This window comes from Streptomyces sp. LE64, assembly GCF_052606915.1.
In genome coordinates this window covers 1,170,865-1,195,022 of sequence record NZ_CP199708.1, presented here as the reverse complement: position 1 = coordinate 1,195,022, position 24,158 = coordinate 1,170,865, and the positions used below count along the sequence as shown (strand labels likewise).

The 24,158-nt window shown below is 71.4% G+C and carries 19 protein-coding genes; 16 read left to right on the top strand and 3 right to left on the bottom strand.

The window, feature by feature from the left end:
- Positions 1 to 5: 5 nt before the first annotated feature.
- The 8 genes from murG (at position 6) to ACSMX9_RS05280 (ending at position 7,375) form a co-directional block, all read left to right on the top strand.
- Positions 6 to 1,100: an undecaprenyldiphospho-muramoylpentapeptide beta-N-acetylglucosaminyltransferase gene (gene murG, locus ACSMX9_RS05315; protein WP_351242535.1), complete on the top strand. Its 1,095-nt coding sequence runs from the start codon at positions 6 to 8 to the stop codon at positions 1,098 to 1,100.
- Positions 1,101 to 1,115: 15 nt separating this feature from the next.
- On the top strand, positions 1,116 to 1,949 hold the full coding sequence (locus ACSMX9_RS05310; protein ID WP_445400355.1) for a cell division protein FtsQ/DivIB: 834 nt from the start codon (positions 1,116 to 1,118) through the stop codon (positions 1,947 to 1,949).
- A gap of 276 nt (positions 1,950 to 2,225) precedes the next feature.
- Complete coding sequence (gene ftsZ, locus ACSMX9_RS05305; protein ID WP_445400353.1) at positions 2,226 to 3,455, top strand: cell division protein FtsZ; 1,230 nt, start codon at positions 2,226 to 2,228, stop codon at positions 3,453 to 3,455.
- Positions 3,455 to 4,201: a peptidoglycan editing factor PgeF gene (pgeF, locus tag ACSMX9_RS05300; RefSeq protein ID WP_445402898.1), complete on the top strand. Its 747-nt coding sequence runs from the start codon at positions 3,455 to 3,457 to the stop codon at positions 4,199 to 4,201. Before ftsZ ends, pgeF begins: the two co-directional genes overlap by 1 nt.
- 6 nt (positions 4,202 to 4,207) lie before the next feature.
- Positions 4,208 to 4,927: a YggS family pyridoxal phosphate-dependent enzyme gene (locus tag ACSMX9_RS05295; protein WP_445400351.1), complete on the top strand. Its 720-nt coding sequence runs from the start codon at positions 4,208 to 4,210 to the stop codon at positions 4,925 to 4,927.
- A gap of 136 nt (positions 4,928 to 5,063) precedes the next feature.
- Positions 5,064 to 5,714, top strand: a complete 651-nt coding sequence (locus ACSMX9_RS05290) for a cell division protein SepF (protein WP_351242541.1) — start codon at positions 5,064 to 5,066, stop codon at positions 5,712 to 5,714.
- A gap of 72 nt (positions 5,715 to 5,786) precedes the next feature.
- Positions 5,787 to 6,065: a YggT family protein gene (locus ACSMX9_RS05285; RefSeq protein WP_351242543.1), complete on the top strand. Its 279-nt coding sequence runs from the start codon at positions 5,787 to 5,789 to the stop codon at positions 6,063 to 6,065.
- A gap of 68 nt (positions 6,066 to 6,133) precedes the next feature.
- Positions 6,134 to 7,375, top strand: a complete 1,242-nt coding sequence (locus ACSMX9_RS05280) for a DivIVA domain-containing protein (protein ID WP_445400349.1) — start codon at positions 6,134 to 6,136, stop codon at positions 7,373 to 7,375.
- Between the two features lie 121 nt (positions 7,376 to 7,496).
- Here ACSMX9_RS05280 and ileS read toward each other — a convergent pair whose 3' ends face one another.
- Entirely contained in the window at positions 7,497 to 10,664 is a 3,168-nt protein-coding gene (ileS, locus tag ACSMX9_RS05275) for an isoleucine--tRNA ligase (RefSeq protein ID WP_445400347.1), read from the bottom strand.
- 540 nt (positions 10,665 to 11,204) lie between these two features.
- Here ileS and ACSMX9_RS05270 point away from each other — a divergent pair.
- The 7 genes from ACSMX9_RS05270 (at position 11,205) to murJ (ending at position 18,703) form a co-directional block, all read left to right on the top strand.
- Positions 11,205 to 12,140, top strand: a complete 936-nt coding sequence (locus ACSMX9_RS05270) for a TraR/DksA C4-type zinc finger protein (RefSeq protein ID WP_445400345.1) — start codon at positions 11,205 to 11,207, stop codon at positions 12,138 to 12,140.
- A gap of 112 nt (positions 12,141 to 12,252) precedes the next feature.
- A complete protein-coding gene (gene lspA, locus ACSMX9_RS05265) occupies positions 12,253 to 12,876 on the top strand; it encodes a signal peptidase II (RefSeq protein WP_445400343.1) in 624 nt (207 codons plus the stop codon).
- A 38-nt stretch (positions 12,877 to 12,914) separates the two neighbouring features.
- The gene (locus ACSMX9_RS05260) at positions 12,915 to 13,856 is read left to right on the top strand and encodes an RluA family pseudouridine synthase (RefSeq protein WP_445400341.1); all 942 of its coding nucleotides are present in this window, start codon (positions 12,915 to 12,917) and stop codon (positions 13,854 to 13,856) included.
- Positions 13,857 to 13,933: 77 nt separating this feature from the next.
- Positions 13,934 to 15,520, top strand: a complete 1,587-nt coding sequence (locus ACSMX9_RS05255) for a Na+/H+ antiporter (RefSeq protein WP_445400339.1) — start codon at positions 13,934 to 13,936, stop codon at positions 15,518 to 15,520.
- 43 nt (positions 15,521 to 15,563) lie between these two features.
- Positions 15,564 to 16,145, top strand: coding sequence for a dienelactone hydrolase family protein (locus tag ACSMX9_RS05250; protein WP_445400337.1), 582 nt, complete (start codon positions 15,564 to 15,566; stop codon positions 16,143 to 16,145).
- 82 nt (positions 16,146 to 16,227) lie between these two features.
- Positions 16,228 to 16,938, top strand: a complete 711-nt coding sequence (locus ACSMX9_RS05245) for a bleomycin resistance protein (protein ID WP_445400335.1) — start codon at positions 16,228 to 16,230, stop codon at positions 16,936 to 16,938.
- A 196-nt stretch (positions 16,939 to 17,134) separates the two neighbouring features.
- The gene (gene murJ, locus ACSMX9_RS05240; protein ID WP_445402897.1) at positions 17,135 to 18,703 is read left to right on the top strand and encodes a murein biosynthesis integral membrane protein MurJ; all 1,569 of its coding nucleotides are present in this window, start codon (positions 17,135 to 17,137) and stop codon (positions 18,701 to 18,703) included.
- 71 nt (positions 18,704 to 18,774) lie between these two features.
- On the opposite strand, the gene ACSMX9_RS05235 is transcribed toward murJ, so the two are convergent.
- Positions 18,775 to 19,593, bottom strand: a complete 819-nt coding sequence (locus ACSMX9_RS05235) for a thioredoxin domain-containing protein (RefSeq protein WP_445400333.1) — start codon at positions 19,591 to 19,593, stop codon at positions 18,775 to 18,777.
- Between the two features lie 123 nt (positions 19,594 to 19,716).
- Entirely contained in the window at positions 19,717 to 20,409 is a 693-nt protein-coding gene (locus ACSMX9_RS05230; RefSeq protein WP_445400331.1) for a hypothetical protein, read from the bottom strand.
- A 188-nt stretch (positions 20,410 to 20,597) separates the two neighbouring features.
- Here ACSMX9_RS05230 and dnaE point away from each other — a divergent pair, with 188 nt between their 5' ends.
- The gene (gene dnaE / locus ACSMX9_RS05225) at positions 20,598 to 24,137 is read left to right on the top strand and encodes a DNA polymerase III subunit alpha (protein ID WP_445400329.1); all 3,540 of its coding nucleotides are present in this window, start codon (positions 20,598 to 20,600) and stop codon (positions 24,135 to 24,137) included.
- Positions 24,138 to 24,158 lie beyond the last annotated feature (21 nt).

The following is a 24,158-nucleotide window of genomic DNA, read 5'->3' as shown; positions in this document are numbered from 1 at the left end:
TTTCGGTGCATGTCGTACTCGCCGGCGGAGGTACCGCCGGTCACATCGAGCCCGCGCTCGCCCTGGCGGACGCCCTGCGCAGGCGGGATCCGAGCGTCGGGATCACGGCGCTGGGCACCGAGCGCGGCCTGGAGACCCGGCTCGTCCCCGAGCGGGGCTACGAACTCGCCCTGATCCCCGCCGTGCCGCTGCCCCGCAAGCCCACCCCCGAGCTGATCACCGTCCCGGGGCGGCTGCGCGGGACCATCAAGGCCGCGGAGCAGATCCTGGAGCGCACCCGGGCGGACGCGGTGGTCGGCTTCGGCGGCTACGTCGCCCTGCCCGGTTACCTCGCGGCCAAGCGGCGCGGGGTTCCCATCGTGGTCCACGAGGCCAACGCCCGCCCCGGACTGGCCAACAAGATCGGCTCCCGGTACGCCGCCCAGGTCGCGGTCTCCACCCCGGACAACAAGCTCCGCGGCGCCCGCTACATCGGCATCCCGCTGCGCCGTTCGATCGCGACCCTCGACCGCGCGGCCGTGCGCCCGGAGGCCCGGGCCGCGTTCGGGCTCGACCCCAACCTGCCGACCCTGCTGGTCTCGGGCGGCTCGCAGGGCGCCCGTCGGCTCAACGAGGTCGTCCAGCAGGCCGCCCCGTACCTCCAGCAGGCCGGCATCCAGATCCTGCACGCGGTCGGTCCGAAGAACGAACTGCCGCGCGTGGACAACATGCCCGGGATGCCCCCCTACATCCCGGTACCGTACGTGGACCGGATGGACCTCGCGTACGCCGCGGCCGACATGATGCTCTGCCGCGCGGGCGCGATGACCGTCGCCGAACTCTCCGCGGTCGGACTCCCCGCCGCCTACGTCCCGCTGCCCATCGGCAACGGCGAACAGCGGCTCAACGCCCAGCCGGTGGTCAAGGCGGGTGGCGGGCTGCTGGTCGACGACGCGGAACTGACCCCGCAGTGGGTGCAGGGCCACGTCCTGCCGGTGCTGGCGGACCCGCACCGGTTGTACGAGATGTCCCGGGCCGCCTCCGAGTTCGGCCGCCGGGACGCCGACGACCTGCTCGTCGGCATGGTGTACGAAGCGATCGCGTCACGCGCCAGGGCGTGACGGAAGGCAGGGGCTGTGGCCGGACCGAAGAGCACCGACGGCGGGACAACTCCGATTGTCGGTAAGTCTGCCAAGTCCGGTGCGTCCCCGCAGGGGTCGGGGCGGTTCCGGTCGCTGGTGCACCGGCTGACCGGGCGACTGCCCCGGCTACGGGTCCGCACGGTGGTGCTGTCCGCGGTGGCGGTGGTGGTCCTCGTCGGCGGCGGGGTCTGGGTGTTGTACGGATCGCCGTGGCTGCGGGTGCAGAAGGTGGGCGTCTCCGGGGTCGAGGTCCTGGACGCCGACGAGGTGCGCACCGCCGCCGCCGTCCCGCTGGGTACCCCGCTGGCCTCGGTCGACACGGACGCGGTGCAGACCCGTCTCAGCCGCCTGCTGCCCCGGATCGACCAGATCGAAGTGGTGCGTTCCTGGCCTAGCGGAATCGGTCTGAAAATCGTCGAACGGAAACCCGTACTGCTGGTTGAAAAGGGCGGAAAGTTCATCGAAGTGGACGAGGAGGCGGTACGTTTCGCGACCGTCGACCGTGCGCCGTCCGGCATCCCCGTGCTGGAATTGACGCCTCGTCGGACGGTCGGTCCGCAGCGCTTCGCGGGCGAGGAACTCACCCTCGCCGCGGTGGACGTGGTGGCCGCCGTACCGACTCCGGTCGTCGGGCGGACCCGCACCGTCAAGGTGCGCAGTTACGACTCCATCACACTGGAGTTGGCCGATGGGCGGACCGTGGACTGGGGAAGCTCCGAACTGGGTGAGGAGAAGGGCGCCGCCCTCACCGCGCTGATGAAAGCCGCGCCCAAGGCCCGGCACTTCGACGTGAGCGTTCCCACCGCCCCCGCGTCAGCGGTGAGTTGACGTACAAGTGCGCAGGTCAGCACCCTGAGTGGGCAGCGCTATGGCTGATCACATAGGGTGAAAAGAAAAACGGGAGGTTCGGCGTGTTCATTGAACGCGCGCCACTTGTCGACTTAGTGTCCTGTTCGGAAGAGTCCAGGGAACAGGCACACTAGTAACCCTAAACTTCAACGTTAGGGTTCGGGTCGGCGTTCGGACCGTCCCACATTCGGCATCAGCCGTCGCAGCGCTACACGACGAGCGACGGCACGTAAATCGAGGCGAGAGGCTCTCGACGTGGCAGCACCGCAGAACTACCTCGCAGTCATCAAGGTCATCGGTGTCGGCGGCGGTGGTGTCAATGCCATCAACCGGATGATCGAGGTCGGCCTCAAGGGTGTCGAGTTCATCGCCATCAACACCGACGCGCAGGCGTTGTTGATGAGCGACGCCGACGTCAAGCTCGACGTCGGACGCGAACTCACCCGGGGACTGGGCGCCGGGGCCAACCCGGCCGTCGGCCGCAAGGCCGCCGAAGACCACCGCGAAGAGATCGAGGAGGTCCTCAAGGGGGCCGACATGGTCTTCGTCACCGCCGGCGAAGGCGGCGGCACCGGCACCGGCGGCGCACCCGTCGTCGCCAACATCGCCCGCTCGCTGGGCGCGCTCACCATCGGCGTGGTCACCCGGCCCTTCACCTTCGAGGGCCGCCGCCGCGCCAACCAGGCGGAGGACGGCATCGCGGAGCTCCGCGAAGAGGTCGACACCCTCATCGTCATCCCCAACGACCGACTGCTGTCCATCTCGGACCGTCAGGTCAGCGTCCTCGACGCCTTCAAGTCCGCGGACCAGGTCCTGCTCTCCGGCGTCCAGGGCATCACGGACCTCATCACCACCCCCGGCCTCATCAATCTGGACTTCGCCGACGTGAAGTCCGTGATGTCCGAGGCGGGTTCCGCGCTGATGGGCATCGGCTCCGCCCGCGGCGACGACCGCGCGGTGGCCGCCGCCGAGATGGCGATCTCCTCGCCGCTGCTCGAAGCCTCCATCGACGGCGCCCGCGGGGTGCTGCTCTCCATCTCCGGCGGCTCCGACCTCGGCCTCTTCGAGATCAACGAGGCCGCCCAACTCGTCAGCGAGGCCGCCCACCCCGAGGCCAACATCATCTTCGGCGCGGTCATCGACGACGCCCTCGGCGACGAGGTGCGGGTCACCGTGATCGCCGCGGGCTTCGACGGCGGACAGCCGCCGGCCAAGCAGCACGGCGGCCTCGGCAGCGCCAGCGCCAAGCGCGAGGAGCCCGCCCCGGTGCGCTCCGCCGAATCCACCCGCCCCGCCTTCGGCGGCCTCGGCAGCGTCACCCCGCGCGAGGAGCAGGCGAAGCCGGAGCCGGTCGGTTCCCCGGACGCCCCGGCCGCGGGTGACTACGCGTCGGCCGCGGCCGGTTCGGGCCTCACCCCGCAGGTTCCGCCCGCGCGGTACGACAGCGCGGCGGAGGAGCTGGACGTACCGGACTTCCTCAAGTGATAGGACGATCCGGAGAGGTGGTCCCGGACCGGATCACCACCAGCGGCGCGCACTTCGCCTTCACCGACCGGTGGGGCGGGGTGAGCGCCGCTCCGTATGAGGGGCTGAACCTCGGCGGGGCGGTCGGCGACGACCCCGCCGCGGTCCGGGCCAACCGTCGCATCGTCGCCGGGCACCTCGGGTTCGACCCGTCCGCCGTCATCTGGATGGACCAGGTGCACGGCAAGGAGGTCGCCGTGGTTGACGGCCCCCGGGGTGAGGCGCCGGCCCCCCGGGTTGACGCCGTGGTCACCGCCCGCCGCGGGCTCCCGCTCGCCGTCCTGACCGCCGACTGCGTGCCCGTCCTGCTCGCCGACCCGGTCGCCGGGGTCGTCGCCGCGGCGCACGCCGGCCGTCCCGGCCTGGTCGCCGGGGTGGTGCCGGCGGCCGTCGCCGCCATGGTCGAACTCGGTGCGCTGCCGTCCCGGCTGCTCGCCCGCACCGGACCCGCGGTCTGCGGGGGGTGCTACGAGGTGCCCGAGGCGATGCGCGCCGAGGTTGCCGCCGCTGTGCCGGCGGCGCACGCGGAAACCACCTGGGGCACACCCGCCGTTGACGTGGTGGCCGGGGTGCACGCCCAGTTGGAGCAGCTCGGAGTGCGCGATCGGAAGCGTTCCGGGGCGTGCACCCGGGAGTCGCACGACCACTTCTCGTACCGCCGCGACCGCACCACCGGTCGGCTCGCGGGCTACGTCTGGCTGGACTGAGAGGGCATGACGGACCGCAAGGAACAACTCGCTGCAAACCTGGCGAAGGTGGAGGAACGTATCACCGCCGCCTGTACCGCGGCCGGCCGGGACCGGTCGGAGGTGACCCTCGTCGTCGTCACCAAGACCTATCCGGCGAGTGACGTTCGCCTCCTCGCCGACCTCGGCGTGCGCCACGTGGCGGAGAACCGGGACCAGGACGCCGCGCCCAAGGCCGCCGCCTGTGCGGACACTCCGTTGACCTGGCACTTCGTCGGACAGTTGCAGACCAACAAGGTCCGCTCGGTGCTGGGTTACGCCGCTGAGGTGCAGTCCGTCGACCGCGCCCGGCTGGTCACCGCGCTGTCCCGGGAGGCGGTCCGCACGGGTCGCGAGGTCGGCTGCCTGGTCCAGGTGGCCCTGGACGCGGACGAGGGCGCGCGCGGCGAGCGCGGCGGCGTCGGGCCGGACGGGGTCCGCGAGTTGGCGGACCTCCTCGCCGCCGCCGAGGGCCTGCGGTTGGACGGGCTGATGACCGTCGCACCTCTGAGCGGTCCCTACGCCGGACGGCAACGCGCCGCTTTCGGGCGGTTGATGGATTTGTCGACTGCGCTGCGCTCGGAGCATCCTGCTGCGAACATGGTGTCCGCAGGGATGAGCGGGGACCTCGAAGAGGCCGTTGCGGCCGGAGCGACACATGTGCGCGTCGGGAGTGCGGTACTCGGAGTCCGTCCCGGGCTCGGGTAACGTCACCAAGAGTCGGACCACAGTAGAAAATATGGTCTTTTCCGCCGATCGGGCGGAAAGGGCACGTGGATCGCGGAACTTGGTAGGCGTCAGCCGATCCGCACGCCGATCCACCACAGAGCGGAGGGTTAAGAGAATGGCCGGCGCGATGCGCAAGATGGCGGTCTACCTCGGCCTCGTGGAGGACGATGGGTACGACGGCAGGGGTTTCGACCCCGACGACGACTTCGAACCCGAACTGGATCCGGAGTCCGAGCGGGACCGTCGGCGGCACGACACGCCGCATCAGTCCCACCAGGGTCATGAGCCGCTACAGTCCCAACGGGACGAATCGGTACGAGTGGTGCAACCCCCGGTGCAGCGCGACCCCGTACCCCAGTCCGCCGCACTCGCGGTGGAATCGGCACGCCCCGCGCGCATCGCGCCCGTGTCGTCCATCACACCCGATCGACAGAACGTGGAGAAGAACGCACCGGTGATCATGCCCAAGGTCGTGTCCGAGCGGGAGCCCTACCGGATCACCACGCTGCACCCGCGGACGTACAACGAAGCCCGTACCATCGGCGAACACTTCCGTGAGGGTACGCCGGTGATCATGAACCTGACCGAGATGGACGACACCGACGCGAAGCGACTTGTCGACTTTGCCGCTGGCCTCGTCTTCGGTCTGCACGGCAGTATTGAGCGCGTGACCCAGAAGGTGTTCCTGTTGTCTCCTGCTAACGTCGACGTCACGGCGGAGGACAAGGCTCGCATCGCAGAGGGCGGGTTCTTCAACCAGAGCTGAGACACGGGACCGGTCGCTGACCGATAATCCGGTACGACACCGGCACGGAACAGGGGAGAGGGAAAGCACGAGATGCACGTGTTCTTGGACGTGATCTACATCGCGCTGACGTGTTACCTCATCGTCCTCATCTTCCGGTTGGTCATGGACTACGTCTTCCAGTTCGCCCGCTCGTGGCAGCCGGGCAAGGTGATGGTGGTGCTGTTGGAGGCCACCTACACACTCACCGATCCACCGCTCAAGCTGTTGCGACGGTTCATCCCACCCCTGCGTCTCGGGGGCGTGGCGCTCGACCTGTCCTTCTTCGTTCTGATGATCATCGTCTACATCTTGATCTCCGTCGTGAGGTGACTGTGAACGATGACGGTCCCCGCTGACGCGGGGGTTGATCCCGCCGACGACTACGCTGAGGTAAAGAGATGCCATTGACCCCCGAGGACGTGCGGAACAAGCAGTTCACGACCGTCCGCCTTCGAGAAGGCTATGACGAGGACGAGGTCGATGCCTTCCTCGATGAGGTCGAAGCCGAACTGACCCGCCTGCTCCGCGAGAACGAGGACCTGCGCGCCAAGCTGGCCGCGGCCACCCGTGCCGCCGCCCAGAACCAGCAGCAGGCCGGAATGCGCAAGCCTCCGGAGCAGCAGCAGGAGCGACCGGGTCCGGTGCCCGCCGCCATATCGGGACCGCAGCCGGTGCCGCCGCAGCAGCAGCAACCGCAGATGGGCGGCCCCATGGGCGGCCCCCCGCAGTTGCCGAGCGGCGCACCCCAGCTGCCCGCAGGTCCCGGCTCCCCCATGCAGCAGGTCCCCGGCGCCCCGATGCAGCAGCAGGGTCCCGGCCCCATGCAGCAGGGTCCCGGTCCGATGCAACAGGGCCCCGGCCCCATGCAGCAGGGTCCGGGTCCGATGCAGCAGCAGGGTCCCGGCCCGATGCAGCAGGGCCCGGGTCCGATGCAGCAGGGGCCCGGTCCGATGCAGCAGATGGGCGGCCCCATGGGCGGTCCGATGCAGCAGATGGGCGGCCCCGGCCACGGTCCGCAGATGGGACAGCCCGCGCAGGCTCCTGGTGGCGACAGCGCCGCCCGGGTGCTCTCGCTGGCCCAGCAGACCGCCGACCAGGCGATCGCGGAGGCCCGTTCCGAGGCCAACAAGATCGTCGGCGAGGCCCGTAGCCGCGCCGAGGGTCTGGAGCGGGATGCCCGCGCCAAGGCCGACGCGTTGGAGCGGGACGCGCAGGAGAAGCACCGCGTGGCGATGGGCTCCCTGGAGTCCGCCCGCGCCACGCTGGAGCGCAAGGTCGAGGACCTGCGCGGCTTCGAGCGCGAGTACCGCACCCGTCTGAAGTCGTACCTGGAGTCCCAGCTGCGCCAGTTGGAGACCCAGGCCGACGACTCGCTGGCGCCGCCGCGGACCCCGTCCGCCGCTTCGCTGCCGCCGTCGCCCACGCCGTCGATGGCGCCCGCGGGTGCGGCAGCCCCCGCCTACGGCGGACCGTCCATGGGCGGTGCCCCCGCTCCCGGTGGCCCCTCCTACGGCGGACAGCAGCAGATGGCGCCCGCGATGACGCAGCCGATGGCTCCGGTCCGGCCGCAGGCGCCGCAGCCGATGCAGCAGGCTCCCTCTCCGATGCGGGGCTTCCTCATCGACGAGGACGACAACTGACGGGTCGACGACCCGACAGCAAGGGCGGGGCCCCCGGTGACACCGGGGGCCCCGCCCTTTCCCCTGCGTGCTCCGGGGCACGAAAGGGGGCGCGCCCCGAAGGACGCGCCCCCGTCCCGGCTCAGACCTTGCGCAGACCGAAGGTCAGCGACAGCCCGGCGTCCGTGAAGACGGGGGCCTCGGGCTCGGCCCGGACGAACTCGGTGGCGAGCACCTCGTCCGCGATGAGCCCGGCGTGCTCCGTCAGGGCGCCGGCCACCTGCTCGTCAGTGGCGTTCCAGCGCAGCGCGATCCGGTCCGCCACGTCCAGCCCGCTGTTCTTGCGCGCCTCCTGGATCAGTCGGATGGCGTCCCGGGCCAGCCCGGCCCGGCGCAACTCCTCGGTGATCTCCAGGTCGAGGGCGACGGTGGCACCCGAGTCGGAGGCCACCGACCAGCCCTCGCGGGGGGTCTCCGTGATGATGACCTCCTCCGGGGAGAGGTCCACCTTCTCGCCGTCGACCTCCACGAACGCGGTCCCCTCGCGCAGCGCCAGGGACAGCGCCGCCGCGTCCGCCTCGGCGACCGCCTTGGCGACCGCCTGCACGCCCTTGCCGAACCGCTTGCCCAGGGCACGGAAGTTGGCCTTGGCCGTGGTGTCCACCAGCGAGCCGCCGACCTCGGAGAGGGCGGCGAGGGAGGTGACGTTCAACTCCTCGGTGATCTGCGCGTGCAGCTCCACCGGCAGCGAGGCGAAGCCGTTGACGGCGACCAGGGCCCGGGACAGCGGCTGACGGGTCTTCACCCCGGACTCGGCACGGGTCGCCCGACCGAGCTCCACCAGCCGTCGCACCAGCACCATCTGCCGGGAGAGCTCCGGGTCGATGGCCGCGACGTCCACCTCCGGCCACGAGGACAGGTGCACCGAGGCGGGTGCCCCGGGGGTCACCGGGACCACCAGGTCCTGCCAGACCCGCTCGGTGATGAACGGGGTCAGGGGCGCCATCAGCCGGGTGACGGTCTCGATCACCTCGTGCAGGGTGCGCAGCGCGGCGGCGTCCCCCTGCCAGAACCGGCGACGGGAACGGCGCACGTACCAGTTGGACAGGTCGTCGACGAACGCCGACAGCAACTTGCCGGCCCGCTGGGTGTCGTAGGCGTCCAGCGCCCCGGTCACCTGGTCGGTCAGCGCGTGCAGTTCGGACAGCAGCCAGCGGTCGAGCAGCGGGCGCTCGGCCGGGGCGGGGTCGGCGGCGGACGGCGCCCAGCCGGCGGTACGGGCGTACAGCGCCTGGAAGGCGACGGTGTTCCAGTAGGTGAGCAGCGTCTTGCGGACCACTTCCTGGATGGTGCCGTGGCCCACCCGGCGGGCGGCCCAGGGCGAACCGCCGGCGGCCATGAACCAGCGCACCGCGTCGGCGCCGTGCTGGTCCATCAGCGGGATCGGCTCCAGGATGTTGCCGAGGTGCTTGGACATCTTGCGGCCGTCCTCGGCGAGGATGTGCCCGAGGCACACCACGTTCTCGTACGAGGACTTGTCGAACACCAGGGTGCCGACGGCCATCAGCGTGTAGAACCAGCCGCGGGTCTGGTCGATCGCCTCGGAGATGAACTGGGCCGGGTAGCGGCTCTCGAACAGCTCCTTGTTGCGGTACGGGTAGCCGTACTGGGCGAACGGCATCGAACCCGAGTCGTACCAGGCGTCGATGACCTCGGGGACGCGGGTCGCCGTGGTCCGGCACCGGGGGCAGGGGAAGGTGACCGCGTCGATGAAGGGCCGGTGCGGGTCCAGCTCCGACTGGTCGGTGCCGGTGAGCCCGGTGAGTTCGGCACGGGAGCCGACGCAGGTGAGGTGGCCCTCCTCGCAGCGCCAGATCGGCAGCGGGGTGCCCCAGTAGCGGTTGCGGGACAGCGCCCAGTCGATGTTGTTGTTCAGCCAGTCCCCGTAGCGGCCGTGCTTGATGGAGTCCGGGAACCAGTTGGTCCGCTCGTTCTCCTCCAGCAGCCGGTCCTTGACGGCGGTGGTCCGCACGTACCAGGAGGGCTGGGCGTAGTAGAGCAGTGCGGTGTGGCAGCGCCAGCAGTGCGGGTAGCTGTGCTCGTAGGGGATGTGCCGGAAGAGCAGGCCGCGGTCCTGGAGGTCCTGGGTCAGCGCCTCGTCCGCCTTCTTGAAGAACACCCCGCCGACCAGCGGCAGGCCCTCCTCGAAGGTGCCGTCCGGACGCACCGGGTTGACCACCGGCAGGCCGTACGCGCGGCAGACCTTGAGGTCCTCCTCGCCGAAGGCGGGGGACTGGTGGACCAGGCCCGTGCCGTCCTCGGTGGTCACGTAGTCGGCGTTGACCACGTAGTGCGCCGGGCCGGCCTCGACGGGGAACTCCACCAGGTCGAACGGGCGCCGGTAGGTCCAGCGCTCCATCTCGGCACCGCTGAAGCTCCGCCCGGTGGGCTCCCAGCCCTCGCCGAGCGCCTTGGCCACCAGCGGGCGGGCGACCACCAGCTGCTCCGTGCCGTCGGTCACCACCTCGTAGGTGACCTCGGGGTGCGCGGCGACCGCGGTGTTGGAGACCAGGGTCCACGGGGTGGTCGTCCACACCAGCAGCGACGCCGTGCCCGCGAGCGGACCGGAGGTCAGCGGGAAGCGCACGTACACCGACGGGTCGACGACCGTCTCGTAGCCCTGGGCCAGCTCGTGGTCGGAGAGGCCGGTGCCGCACCGCGGGCACCAGGGCGCCACCCGGTGGTCCTCGACCAGCAGGCCCTTGTCGAAGACCTGCTTCAGCGACCACCACACGGAGTCGATGTACTCGGGGTCCATGGTGCGGTAGGCGTCGTCGAGGTCGACCCAGTAGCCCATGCGGTTGGTCAGGGCGGCGAAGGCGTCGGTGTGCCGGGTCACCGAGTCCCGGCACTTGGCGTTGAACTCGGCGATGCCGTACGCCTCGATGTCCTTCTTGCCGCTGAAGCCGAGCTCCTTCTCGACGGCGAGTTCCACGGGCAGCCCGTGGCAGTCCCACCCCGCCTTGCGCGCCACGTGGTAGCCGCGCATGGTGCGGAAGCGGGGGAACACGTCCTTGAAGACCCGGGCCTCGATGTGGTGGGCTCCGGGCATGCCGTTCGCGGTCGGGGGGCCCTCGTAGAACACCCACTCGGGGCGGCCCTCGGACTGCTCCAGGCTCCGGGCGAAGACCTCGTTCTCGCGCCAGAAGTCGAGCACCGCGTGTTCGAGCGCGGGCAGGTCGACCTGGGCGGGCACCTGCTGGTACCGGGCCGGGGCGCTGGGGGCGGGTTCGTGGTGCGGCGGGGTCATCGCGACGGCTCCTCGGGCGGACTGCTGCCTTCCGTCGGAGGGACGAGAGCCCGTGTGCGCCGACTGCGGCGCGCTCCCGCGGTACCACCCTCCTTGGCCTCCCGGCGCGGCTGCGTCGGACGGCCCCCTCATTGGGCCGCGATGCCGGTTCTACTGGCCCGGTGCCCGTGGGGCGGGGGCGTTCTTCCGGCGGCTCCGGGGAGATCTTCACGTCGCGCTCGCCCCCGGGCTCCCACCGTCCCCGGGTCGCTCTGGGCTGCGTACGCCGTTACTCGGCCCCATCCACACCTGTTCGCTCCGGCCAGTGTACGGGCCGCGACCGGGCGCGCCGAACCGGATTCCCGGACCGGTGGCCCGGGGCGGGGAACCACCCGGACGGGGCAGGGCCGCTCCGGGACCGCCCGCGGCCGGGGGGCGGCGCCCGCGCCGGGTGCGGAGGGCACTGTCCCCTCCGCTTCCCGTTGCCGCCCCCTTCGTGGCGATTTATCGTCCCCAGGACGGTGCGGGAGCCAGATCGCACAGGTGTAAGGGGCCGTGGCCATGGTGGCGAGAGAGACCGGCGCGCACGACCCGCCGCCGGACGAGGAGCACGGGGCGGAGCCGACCGCCGAACGGTCGCCCGCGCGGAAGGCCGCCAAGCGGACCGCGACGGAACGTGCCGCGAAGAAGACGACCGCGGCCCCGACCGGCGGGGCACCCGACCCCGAACGGGCCGCGGCCAAGCGGACCGCCCGGAAGCGGACGGCGGCCGGTGCGTCCGGGGGAGCCGCGGTGGACGCCGGCAGCAGTAAGCGGTCCACCGCGCGGGCAGAGATGCGGAGGAAGAGCGCCGCGGCGGCGCCGCCCGAGGGGGCCGACGGGGACGGGGGAGCGGAGCGTCCGGGGCGCCGCAGGAGCGCATCCGGAGGGAACGGCACGGACAGTGCGGCTGAAGTCGCGGAGATGACGGGAGCCACGCCAGTGGTCGCGAAGAAGACGCGGGGTACGGCAACGAAGCCCACGACGACGAGCACCGCGCCGCCGAGGGCGTCCGGTGCGCAACCCCCGGTGCCCAAGGCCCGGCCCGCGGCGCTGGCCCCCGGTGAGCTGCCGGTGCGCCCCGGTGAGGATCCGTGGACCCCGGACGAGGCCGCCGAGGCCCGGGCCCTGCTCACCGCGGACGCGCTGCGGCTGCGCGAGGAGATCGACTCCGCCGAGGCCTCCCTGGCCGGGCTGATGCGGGACTCCGGGGACGGTGCGGGCGACGACCAGGCGGACACCGGCACCAAGAACATCACCCGCGAGCACGAGCTGGCGCTGACCGCCAACGCACGCACCATGCTGGAGCAGACCGAGCACGCCCTGGAACGGCTCGACGCGGGGACGTACGGGCTCTGCGAGAACTGCGGCAAGCCGATCGGCAAGGCCCGGATGCAGGCGTTCCCGCGCGCGACCCTGTGCGTGGAGTGCAAGCAGCGGCAGGAGCGACGCGGCTGACGTCGGACCCGGAGCGCGCCGCCGGCCCGGGGGCCGGTCGAACGGGCCGGTCCACCGGCCGGCGCGTGCCGTACCCTCGTCCTCAGTCAGGCACCTAGGCTGAGGGACTCACGTGGCAGAGGCGGAGCGCACCATCGACACCCCGGACTCCCCGGAACCGACCGGGGCGACGCCGGCCCCCGACGGGCCGGTCGGGCAGCCGCCCGCCGCGTCCGGGACCGCGGCGGACGGGGCGGAGGGCGCCTCGCGCGGCAAGCGACGGATCGCGGTGCTCTTCGCGGTGGCCGTGTTCGCCTACGCGCTCGACCTGGGAAGCAAGCTGCTGGTGGTGGCGGAGCTGGAGCACCACCCGCCGATCGAGGTGATCGGCGAGTGGCTGCGCTTCGAGGCGCTCCGCAACCCCGGCGCCGCCTTCGGCTTCGGCGAGGCCTTCACCGTGATCTTCACCGTGATCGCCGCCGCGGTGATCGTGGTGATCGTGCGGCTCGCCCGCAAGCTCTACAGCGTGCCCTGGGCGATCGCCCTCGGTCTGCTGCTCGGCGGGGCGCTCGGCAACCTCACCGACCGGATCTTCCGCTCGCCGGGGGTCTTCAAGGGCGCGGTCGTCGACTTCATCGCGCCGAAGGGCTTCGCCGTCTTCAACCTGGCCGACTCGGCGATCGTGTGCGGCGGCATCCTGATCGTGCTGCTGTCCTTCCGCGGGCTCGACCCGGACGGCACGGTCCACAAGGACTGACGGCCCGGGGCGCCTCCCGCGTCCGTCATACTCGACGGGTGAGTGCGATTCCCGAGATCCGAACCCTGCCCGTGCCGGACGGCCTGGAGGGCGAGCGCGTCGACGCCGCCATCTCCCGGATGTTCGGTTTCTCCCGTACCAAGGCGGCCGAGCTGGCCGCGGCGGGCAAGGTGCTGGTCGACGGCTCGGCGGTCGGCAAGTCGGAGCGCGTGCACGGGGGCGCCTGGCTGGAGGTCGAGATGCCGCTGCCGCCCGCTCCCGTCCAGGTCGTCGCCGAACCGGTCGAGGGCATGGAGATCGTCCACGACGACGAGGACGTGGTGGTGATCGTCAAGCCGGTCGGGGTCGCCGCGCACCCCAGTCCCGGCTGGAGCGGCCCCACCGTGATCGGCGGGCTGGCCGCGGCCGGGTACCGGATCTCCACCTCGGGGGCGGCCGAGCGCCAGGGCATCGTGCACCGCCTGGACGTGGGCACCTCGGGACTGATGGTGGTCGCCAAGTCCGAGTACGCGTACAGCTCCCTCAAGCAGCAGTTCCGCGAGCGGACCGTGGACAAGCGCTACCACACCCTGGTGCAGGGCCACCCGGACCCCACCAGCGGCACCATCGACGCGCCGATCGGCCGCCACCCGCAGCACGACTACAAGTGGGCGGTGATCGCCGAGGGCAAGCCGTCGATCACCCACTACGACCTGCTGGAGGCGTTCCGGGCGGCCTCGCTGCTGGACGTGAAGCTGGAGACCGGGCGCACCCACCAGATCCGGGTCCACATGTCCGCCCACCGCCACCCCTGCGTCGGCGACCTGACCTACGGGGCCGACCCGACCCTGGCCAAGCGGCTCGGGCTGACCCGGCAGTGGTTGCACGCGGTGCGCCTCGGGTTCGAGCACCCGGGCGAGGCGCGGTGGGTGGAGTTCGAGAGCGGCTACCCCGCCGACCTCCAGCGGGCGCTGGACCGGGTGCGCGCCGAATCCTCGTGAGGCCCTGAGCACCGACGCGACACCCCGGGCGGACCGGGCTGCCGCCGCCCGGGGGAGCGGCGGTGCAGGCTGGCCGGGTGAACCAGTTGGCGCTGCTGTTCCTGCTGCTGCTCGGGGCCGTGGTCAGCGTTCCGCTCGGCGACCGGTGGAACCTTCCGGCACCGGTGCTGATGACCCTCGGGGGCATGGCCCTCGCTCTGGTGCCCCCGGTCCCCGACGTCGCCTTCCCGCCCGAACTCATCCTGCCCGCGGTGCTGCCGCCGCTGCTGTACGCCGCGGTGCAGCGCACCTCCTGGCGGCAGTTCACCGCGAACCTCCGCCCCATCCTGCTGTTGGCGGTGGCCCTGGTCTTCGTGACCACGGCCGCCGTCGCCCTCGTCGTCGACGCCGTGGTGCCCGGTCTGCCGCTGGCCGCCGCGGTCGCCCTGGGGGCGCTGCTGGCGCCGCCCGACCCGGTCGCGGCGACCGCCGTCGCCGGACGGTTGGGGCTGCCCCGGCGGCTGGTCTCCGTCCTGGAGGGCGAGGGGCTGTTCAACGACGTGACCGCGATCGTGCTCTACCACGTGGCGGTCGCCGCGGCCGTCAGCGGTACGTTCTCCCTGCCCGGGGCCGTCCTCGAACTGGTGCTGTCCGCGGTCCTCGCCGTCGTGGTGGGGCTGGCGATCGGCTGGGCGGCCAACCGGCTGATGGGGTACCTGGGGGATCCCACCCTCCAGATCGGCCTGACCCTCCTCGTCCCCTTCGTCTCCTACCTGCTCGCCGAGGAGCTGCACGGCTCGGGAGTGCTCGCCGTCCTGGTCACCGCCCTGTTCCTGGCCGAGTACGCGCTCGGCGCGGACGACGTGACCGCGCGCCTGGCCGGCACCACCTTCTGGGAGATCGTCGACACGTTGGTCACCGGGGTGGCGTTCGGACTGATCGGACTGGAACTGAGCCAGGTGCTGGACACCGCGGCGGGGCGCTGGGGCGAACTGCTCGGCTGGACCGCCGCGGTGGCCGCCGCGGTCGTCCTGGTGCGACTGGCGTGGTTGCTGCCGGCGACCTGGCTGACCAAACGGCTGCACGCCCGTCGCGACGTGGACGAGGAGATCCCCACCAGCTGGCGCGAGACGGTCGTGATGTGGTGGTCCGGAATGCGCGGGGTGGCCTCCGTCGCGCTCGTCCTGGCGCTGCCGCTGCGCACCGAGGACGGATCGCCGTTCCCGGCCCGCGACGAACTCGTCTTCATCGCCTTCGGGGTGATCCTGTTCACCCTCGTCGTCCAGGGGCTCACCCTGCCGCGCCTGGTGCGGGCCCTGGGCGTGGAGGCCGACTCGGAAGCGGAGGAGGCGTACGAGCGCCACCTCGCGGTACGGGCCGCCAAGGCCGCCCGTCGGCGGTTGCGGGAGATCGAGGAGGTGGAGGACCTCCCGGACGACCTGGTCGACCAACTGCTGCACCGGGCCGTCGAGATCGGGGTGCGGATCAGCCCGGACCTGGGGGAGGAGGAGCGGCGGGAGGACCACGCGCAGCGGATGAGCCGGCTGCGGCGGCTGAGGCGGGTCCAGGGCGAGATGCTCTCCGCCGCCCGGCACGAGGTGCTGGCCGCGCGGACCGAACCCGGGGCCGATCCGGAGGTCGTCGACCGGGTGCTGCGCCACCTGGACGTGCGCAGCCTGCGGTGAGTCCGTCGGGGGCGGTTGTCGTACCCCCTGGCACGATGGCGGGATGGACATCGTGCTCTTCCACTCGACCTTCGGCCTGCGGCCCGCCGTGCGGGAGGCCGCCGACCGGCTCCGTGCGGCCGGCCACCAGGTGTGGACCCCGGACCTGTTCGACGGCCGGACCTTCGACACGGTGGAGGAGGGGCTGGCCCACCGGGACGCCGTCGGCGCCGAGGAGTTGCTGAAGCGGGCCGTGCTGGCCGCCGCGCCCCACTCCGAGCGGGGACTGGTGTACGCCGGGTACTCGCTGGGCGCCGGCTACGCCCAGACCCTGGCGATGGGCGACGAGAAGGCGCGGGGCGCGGTACTGCTGCACTCGATGTCGGAGGTGCCGGAGGGCGCCCGGCTGGACGGCCTCCCGGTGCAACTGCACCTGGCCGACCCCGATCCCTTCGAACCGGAGGACTGGGTGGAGTCCTGGTACCTCGGGATGGACCGGGCGGGCGCCCGGACGGAGGTGTACCGCCACCCCGGCGCCGGCCACCTCTACACCGACCCCGGGCTGCCGGACCACGATGCGGAGGCCACCGAGCGGACCTGGCAGGCGGTGCTGGAGTTCCTGGAGTCGCTCGCCGGGGACCGCTAGGGAGCCGGTGCCCCTCGACCGCCGGGTGGCGACGGCGGCGGCCCCCGCTCCCTCTAGTCAAGTTTGATTAGACTCCGGGGTCATGACCGAGACGACCACGCCGATCCTGCCTTGCCGCACCCTCCCGCCGGTCCTCGACTTCTACACCGCACTGGGCTTCGAGGTGACCTTCCACCAGCGGAGCCCCAACCCGTACGCCGTGGTCCGGCGCGGCGGCATCGAACTGCACTTCTTCGCCATGAAGCACTACGAGCCCACCGAGTCCCACAGCACCTGCTGCATCGGGACCGATGACGTCGATGGACTGCACACCGCGTTCCGCGCCGCGCTCAAGGCCGCGTACGGGCGGGTGCCGACCCGGGGGCTGCCCCGGATCGGCGCGCTCGCCGACACCTCGCACGGCACGCGGCAGTTCCTGATGACCGACCCGGGCGGCAACTGCCTGCGCGTCGCGCAGCCCCTCGACGAGGACCACGGTCACCGGCCCGCGCCCCGGGAGGCGTTCGCCCGGGCCCTGCACCACGCCGCCCTGCTGGCCGACTCCAAGGAAGAGCCGGCCGCCGCCGCCCGGGTCATCGACCGGGTGCTCGCCCTCCCGGACGAACGGCCCGCGGCACCCCTGCTGCTGCGTCTGCTGGCGTTGCGCGCGGACGTCGCCGACCGCCTCGGCGACGGGGCCCGCGCGGCCGGGGCCCGCGCCGAGGCCGCCGCGGTCCCCCTGACCGCCGAGGAACGGGCCGAGGTCTCCGACGACCTGGCGCGGTTGGAGCAACTCCGGGAAGGGCAGCGGTAGATGAGGCGTCCGCGGTGGAGCGGGCCGCCCCTCGCCGCCCCGATAGCGTGGTGCCATGAGGAACCCCGACCCCATGGACGCAACGGCGGACCGGCGCATCGCCCCGAGCACGGAACGACCGGGAGGCCGGGGCGGAAGGAGGCACGCCGCGCCGCGCCGGAAGGCCGGTGGCGGACCCGCCCGGGCGTCTCTGTTGATGGCCGTCGGCACCGTGGTGTCCCGGGCGACGGGATTGATCCGCCAGTTCCTCCAGATCGCCGCACTCGGCACGGGACTGCTGGCCAGCACCTACACCACCTCGAACACGGTGCCGACGAGCCTGTACACGCTGGTGATCGGGGGCGCCCTCAACGCGGTGCTGGTGCCCCAACTGGTGCGGGCCCGGGAGACCCACCCGGACGGCGGCCGGGCCCACGAACAGCGGCTGGTCACGCTGGTGGTGTGCGTCCTGGCCGTCGGGACGGCACTGGCGGTCTGGGCGGCGCCCCAGATCGTGGGCCTGTACATGCGGGACACCCCGCAGAACCGGGAGGCGTTCGACCTGACGGTGACCTTCGCCCGGTTCCTGCTGCCGCAGATCTTCTTCTACGGGCTCTTCGGCATCTACGGCCAGGTCCTCAACGCCCGCGAGCGGTTCGGCGCGATGATGTGGACCCCGGTGCTGAACAACGTCGTGCTGATCGGGATGTTCCTCGCCTACCTGGCGACGATGACGGTCCCGGACAGCGTGCAGGACATCACCGCGGGCCAGGTGCGGTGGCTGGGCGTCGGCACCACGGCGGGCATCGCCGTCCAGGCGCTGGCGCTGGTCCCGTTCGCCCGGGCGGCGGGCTTCCGCTTCCGGCCCCGGTTCGACTGGCGGGGCAGCGGCCTGGGGGCCAGCGTGCACGCCGCCAAGTGGACCCTGCTGTTCGTCCTGGCCAACCTGACCGCCCACACGGTGGTCACCAACTACGCCAACGCCGCCGACGCCGAGCTGCCGCAGGCCGGGGTCGGCTTCGCCGCCTACACCTACGCCCAGACCATCTGGATGCTGCCCCAGTCGATCGTGACGGTGTCCCTGGTGACGGCGCTGCTGCCGCGGATGAGCCGGGCCGCGGCGCAGGGGCGCCTCGGTGACCTGCGGGCGGACCTCTCCCGGGGGTTGCGGGTCAGCGGGGCCCTCGTCGTGCCCGCCGGCTTCCTGTTCCTGGCCCTGGGGCCGCAGTTCTCGTCGCTGCTGGCGCACGGGGCCGCGGACGCCGACTCGCTGCGCCCCCTGGGGTACATGTTGCAGGCGCTGGGGCTGGGGCTCGTCCCGTTCTCGGCCCAGTACCTGCTGCTGCGCGGCTTCTACGCCTTCGGGGACACCCGGACCCCGTTCCTGATGGCGGCCTTCACCGCGGCCGTGAACATCGCCCTGGCGACCGCCTGCCACCTGCTGCTGTCCGCCCGCTGGGCGGTGGTCGGCATGGCCGCGGCCTATGCGCTCGCCTCCGCCGCCGGCCTCGCCCTCACCGCGCACCTGCTGCGCAGACGGCTCGGGGGCCGCATCGGCGGGGACCGGGGCGGCCTGCTCCGCGCCCACGGGAAGCTGCTGGGTGCCGCCGCCCCGGCCGCCGCCCTCGGCTGGTGCGTGGCCCGCGGGTGCGAGCGGTGGATCGGCGGCACCGGCGGCACCGCCCTCGCCCTGGGCGCCGGGACGCTCGCCCTCGCCCTGGGGTACCTGGCCCTCGGCCGGCTGCTGAAGGCGGACGAACTGCGCCGCCTCCCCGGCCTGCGCTGACCCGGCCCGCCGGCGGACGGCAGGACGGGCGCCGCCGTGGAGTGCGGCGGCGCCCGTCAGGGGAGGAGGCGTCAGCCCTTCAGGGCCGCGTCCACCGCCCGGTTGAACTCCTCGGGGGTGCCGGGCGCGCTGTCCGAGCCCTGGGCCGTGATCTTCTTGTCGTCCAGGTAGACGGTCGGGGTGCCCTTGACGTCGTCCTTGGTGGTGTTGAAGGTCTTCGCGAGTTCCAGGGCCCAACGGTCGTAGGTGCCGTCCTCGACCGCCTTGCGGAACTCCTCGTTGCCCTTCAGCTCCTTGACCTGGTCGGCGACCTCGATGAGGTAGGAGTCCTTCTTGAAGTCGTCCTTCGACTCCTGGGGGTGGTACTTCGCGGAGTACAGCTGCTCCTTGAAGTCCATGAACGCGCCCGGGCTGACGTTCAGGGCGGCGCCCAGCGCGCTCAGCGCGTTGCGGGAGCCCTCGCCGAGGAGGCTCTTGTCCAGGAAGGCGGCGCCTATGAACTGGACCTTGTACTTGCCGTCCGCGAGGTCCTTCTTGATGGTCGGGCCGACGGACTGCTCGAAGCTGGCGCAGGCGGGGCAGCGCGGGTCCTCGTAGAGCTTCAGGGTCTTCTTCGCGGAGTCCTTGCCGATGACCACGGTGGTGCCGTTCTCACCGCTGGTGTTCGCCGGCTTGACCAGCTTGTCCTTGGCCGCCTGCTCCCAGTACTCGGGCTTGTTGGACTCCATGATCAGGAAACCGGCGCCGGCGGCGACCGCGAGCGCGCCGACCACCGACACGGCCACGATCAGCTTCCGCTTGGCCTTCTCCTTCTTCGCCTGCTTCTCGCGCTCGACGCGCAGCCGCTCGCGTGCCGCCGTCTTCGCCGCCTGGCTGTTCCGCTTGCTCATGGGGGAGTCTCCGTGTGATGACGCAGTCCGCGCGCGGCGGAGTGCGGGATGGGAAGTGGGGGTGCCGGATCGCCCGGCGGGTCGGTCGTGCCCGGGGACCGGTCGGCTACGGGAGCGGACGGGTCAGCCGAGGACGGGCGAGCAGGGCGGTCCCCGGCGGCCCACCGAGTGCGTCCACAGCCGCGGCCGGACGATCACCGGGGTGCTCGGGACGGCGGCGGCCGACGGGCCCGTGGAGTCGCCCCGTGCGGTGCACGCCCGGGCGGCCAGCAGCAGCGGGCGGAAGGCGCCGACGGCCACCGTGCGCAGCAGCCGTCCCAGGGCCCGTTCGCCGCGCCACAGCCACAGGGAGGCCAGTAGCCCGACACCCAGGTGGGCGCCGAGCAGGAGCCAGGAGGTGGCGGGACCGCTCTCGGCGAGGAGGCCCGCCGGGTGGCTGCGGTCGCCGAGCGCGACCGCGGTCAGGGGCGTGCCGACCTCGGTGCCCCCGCAGAACACGCTGAGGCCCACCGAGCGCAGCGGCCCGGTGACCGGGCCGCCGGCGGGGCCGTAGCAGGTGTGCTGTCCCACGGTGAAGACGGTGTCCGCGGTCAGCTCCAGCGGCACCAGCAGGGCCGCGATGGGGCCGAAGCCGCGTTCCTGCCGTCCGGCGAGGGCGTAGGCCAGCACGAAGACGACGAGCGTGACGCCCAGGGTGGTGGACAGCGGCAGGGGCACCCCGGACAGCAGCACGTGCGACGCGGTCGACAGCGTCACGGTCAGGGCCGTGAACAGTGCCGCGCGCAGCGCTCTGAGCGGGGTACCGGGTATGTCCATCGTCCAGGAGTGTCCCACGGCCGGGGGTAAGGGAGCACTAAAGGGTTCCTGTGGACGTCCGGGGCCCGGCGGGCGCGCGTGGACCTCCGTGGTCGAGGGGGTCGGGCCACCTCGGAGACGTAGACTTCCGGCCTGTCCCCCCGGATGTCCCCCGGACCGTCGCCGATCCTTCCGCTGGAGGCCGCCCCGTGTCGAAACCGCCGTTCACGCACCTGCACGTCCACACCCAGTACTCGCTGCTGGACGGTGCCGCGCGGTTGAAGGACATGTTCAACGCCTGCGGCGAGATGGGCATGACGCACATCGCCATGACGGACCACGGGAACCTGCACGGGGCGTACGACTTCTTCCACCAGGCGACGAAGTCGGGCATCACCCCGATCATCGGGATCGAGGCGTACGTGGCCCCGGAGTCCCGGCGCAACAAGCGCAAGATCCAGTGGGGGCAGCCGCACCAGAAGCGGGACGACGTCTCCGGCTCGGGCGGTTACACCCACAAGACGATCTGGGCGGCCGACGCGACGGGCCTGCACAACCTCTTCCGGCTCTCCTCGGACGCGTACGCCGAGGGCTGGCTCCAGAAGTGGCCGCGGATGGACAAGGAGACCATCGCGCAGTGGTCGGAGGGGCTGATCGCGTCCACCGGCTGCCCCTCGGGCGAACTCCAGACCCGACTGCGGCTCGGCCAGTTCGACGAGGCACTGAAGGCCGCCGCCGACTACCAGGACATCTTCGGCAAGGACCGGTACTTCCTGGAGCTGATGGACCACGGCATCGAGATCGAGCGCCGGGTGCGGGACGGGCTGCTGGAGATCGGCAAGAAGCTCGGCATCCCCCCGATCGTCACCAACGACTCGCACTACACCTACGCCTCGGAGTCGGTGGCGCACGACGCGCTGCTGTGCATCCAGACCGGCAAGAACCTCTCGGACCCGGACCGGTTCAGGTTCGACGGCACCGGCTACTACCTGAAGTCCACCGACGAGATGTACGCCATCGACTCCTCGGACGCCTGGCAGGCCGGGTGCCGCAACACCCTGCTGGTCGCGGAGCAGGTCGACACCGAGGGCATGTTCACCAAGCGCGACCTGATGCCGAAGTTCGACATCCCGGAGGGCTACACCGAGGTCTCCTGGTTCCGCGAGGAGACCATGGCCGGGATGGGCCGCCGCTTCCCGGGAGGCATTCCCGAGGACCGGCTCAAGCAGGTCGAGTACGAGATGGACACCATCATCTCGATGGGCTTCCCCGGCTACTTCCTCGTGGTCGCCGACTTCATCATGTGGGCCAAGAACCAGGGCATCGCGGTGGGCCCGGGGCGCGGCTCCGCGGCCGGTTCGATCGTGGCCTACGCGCTCGGCATCACCGACCTCGACCCGATCCCGCACGGCCTGATCTTCGAGCGCTTCCTGAACCCCGAGCGCATCTCGATGCCCGACGTCGACATCGACTTCGACGAGCGCCGGCGCGTCGAGGTGATCCGCTACGTGACCGAGAAGTACGGCGCCGACAAGGTCGCCATGATCGGTACGTACGGCACCATCAAGGCCAAGAACGCGATCAAGGACTCGGCCCGCGTCCTGGGCTACCCCTACGCCATGGGCGACCGGATCACCAAGGCGATGCCCGCCGACGTCCTCGGCAAGGGCATCCCGCTCTCCGGCATCACCGACCCGAAGCACCCGCGCTACTCGGAGGCGGGCGAGGTGCGCGGGATGTACGAGAACGAGCCGGACGTCAAGAAGGTCATCGACACCGCGCGCGGCGTGGAGGGCCTGGTGCGGCAGATGGGCGTGCACGCCGCCGGCGTGATCATGTCCAGCGAGCGGATCACCGACCACGTGCCCGTCTGGGTGCGCCACACCGACCAGGTCACCATCACCCAGTGGGACTACCCGAGCTGCGAGTCGCTCGGCCTGCTGAAGATGGACTTCCTCGGCCTGCGCAACCTGACGATCATGGACGACGCCGTCAAGATGGTGAAGTCCAACAAGGACGTCGACATCGACCTCCTCGGGCTGCCGCTGGACGACCCGAAGACCTTCGAACTCCTCCAGCGCGGGGACACCCTCGGCGTCTTCCAGTTCGACGGCGGCCCGATGCGGTCCCTGCTGCGGCTGATGAAGCCCGACAACTTCGAAGACATCTCCGCCGTGTCCGCCCTGTACCGGCCGGGCCCGATGGGCATGAACTCGCACACCAACTACGCCCTGCGCAAGAACGGCCAACAGGAGATCACGCCCATCCACAAGGAGCTCGAAGAGCCCCTGAAGGAGGTCCTGGACGTCACCTACGGCCTGATCGTGTACCAGGAGCAGGTGCAGAAGGCCGCCCAGATCGTCGCCGGCTACTCGCTCGGCGAGGCCGACATCCTCCGCCGCGTGATGGGCAAGAAGAAGCCGGAGGAACTGGAGAAGAACTTCACCATCTTCCAGGCCGGTGCCCGCAAGAACGACTACAGCGACGAGGCCATCCAGGCGCTGTGGGACGTGCTGGTGCCGTTCGCCGGCTACGCGTTCAACAAGGCCCACTCGGCGGCCTACGGGCTGGTCTCGTACTGGACGGCGTACCTGAAGGCCAACTACCCGGCCGAGTACATGGCGGGGCTGCTCACCTCGGTCAAGGACGACAAGGACAAGTCGGCGGTCTACCTCAACGAGTGCCGCCGGATGGGCATCAAGGTGCTGCCGCCCAACGTCAACGAGTCGATGGCGAACTTCGCGGCCCAGGGCGACGACGTGATCCTCTTCGGGCTCTCCGCGGTGCGCAACGTCGGCACCAACGTGGTGGACTCGATCATCCGCAGCCGGAAGGCCAAGGGGAAGTACGCCTCGTTCCCCGACTACCTGGACAAGGTCGAGGCGGTGGTCTGCAACAAGCGGACCACGGAGTCCCTGATCAAGGCCGGGGCCTTCGACACCATGGGGCACACCCGCAAGGGCCTCACCGCCCAGTACGAACCCATGATCGACAACGTGGTGCAGGTCAAGCGCAAGGAGGCCGAGGGCCAGTTCGACCTGTTCGGCGGAATGGGCGACGAGGGCGCCGAGGAGCCGGGCTTCGGCCTCGACGTGGAGTTCTCCCCGGACGAGTGGGAGAAGACGTACCTGCTGGCCCAGGAGCGCGAGATGCTCGGCCTGTACGTCTCCGACCACCCGCTGTTCGGCATCGAGCACGTCCTGTCGGACAAGGCCGACGCCTCCATCTCGCAGCTCACCGGCGGCGAGCACGGCGACGGCGCCGTGGTCACCATCGGCGGCATCATCTCCGGCCTCCAGCGCAAGATGACCAAGCAGGGCAACGCCTGGGCCATCGCCACCGTCGAGGACCTGGCCGGCTCCATCGAGTGCATGTTCTTCCCCGCCACGTACCAGCTGGTCTCCACCCAACTGGTCGAGGACGCGGTGGTGTTCGTCAAGGGACGGCTCGACAAGCGGGAGGACGTGCCCCGGCTGGTCGCGATGGAGCTCCAGGTCCCCGACCTGTCGAACGCGGGCGCCAACGCCCCCGTGGTGATCACCATCCCGGTGACCAGGGTCAACCCGCCGATGGTCAGCCGCCTCGGGGAGATCCTCAGCCACCACAAGGGCAACAGCGAGGTGCGGATCAAGCTGGAGGGCCCCCGCAAGACCACCGTGCTGCGGTTGGACCGGCACCGGGTGCAGCCCGATCCCGCGCTCTTCGGCGACCTGAAGGTGCTGCTCGGCCCGTCCTGCCTGGCCGGCTGAGCCGGAGCGCCCGGGGTACGC

Bases quoted from the DNA above. Each gene is read 5' to 3' on its own strand.
- ACSMX9_RS05295 (WP_445400351.1), top strand. From the start codon at position 4,208: ATGACGGACCGCAAGGAACAACTCGCTGCAAACCTGGCGAAGGTGGAG.
- ACSMX9_RS05290 (WP_351242541.1), top strand. From the start codon at position 5,064: ATGGCCGGCGCGATGCGCAAGATGGCGGTCTACCTCGGCCTCGTGGAG.
- ACSMX9_RS05285 (WP_351242543.1), top strand. From the start codon at position 5,787: ATGCACGTGTTCTTGGACGTGATCTACATCGCGCTGACGTGTTACCTC.
- ACSMX9_RS05280 (WP_445400349.1), top strand. From the start codon at position 6,134: ATGCCATTGACCCCCGAGGACGTGCGGAACAAGCAGTTCACGACCGTC.
- ileS (WP_445400347.1), bottom strand. From the start codon at position 10,664: ATGACCCCGCCGCACCACGAACCCGCCCCCAGCGCCCCGGCCCGGTAC.
- ACSMX9_RS05270 (WP_445400345.1), top strand. From the start codon at position 11,205: ATGGTGGCGAGAGAGACCGGCGCGCACGACCCGCCGCCGGACGAGGAG.
- ACSMX9_RS05250 (WP_445400337.1), top strand. From the start codon at position 15,564: ATGGACATCGTGCTCTTCCACTCGACCTTCGGCCTGCGGCCCGCCGTG.
- ACSMX9_RS05245 (WP_445400335.1), top strand. From the start codon at position 16,228: ATGACCGAGACGACCACGCCGATCCTGCCTTGCCGCACCCTCCCGCCG.
- murJ (WP_445402897.1), top strand. From the start codon at position 17,135: ATGGCCGTCGGCACCGTGGTGTCCCGGGCGACGGGATTGATCCGCCAG.
- ACSMX9_RS05235 (WP_445400333.1), bottom strand. From the start codon at position 19,593: ATGAGCAAGCGGAACAGCCAGGCGGCGAAGACGGCGGCACGCGAGCGG.
- ACSMX9_RS05230 (WP_445400331.1), bottom strand. From the start codon at position 20,409: ATGGACATACCCGGTACCCCGCTCAGAGCGCTGCGCGCGGCACTGTTC.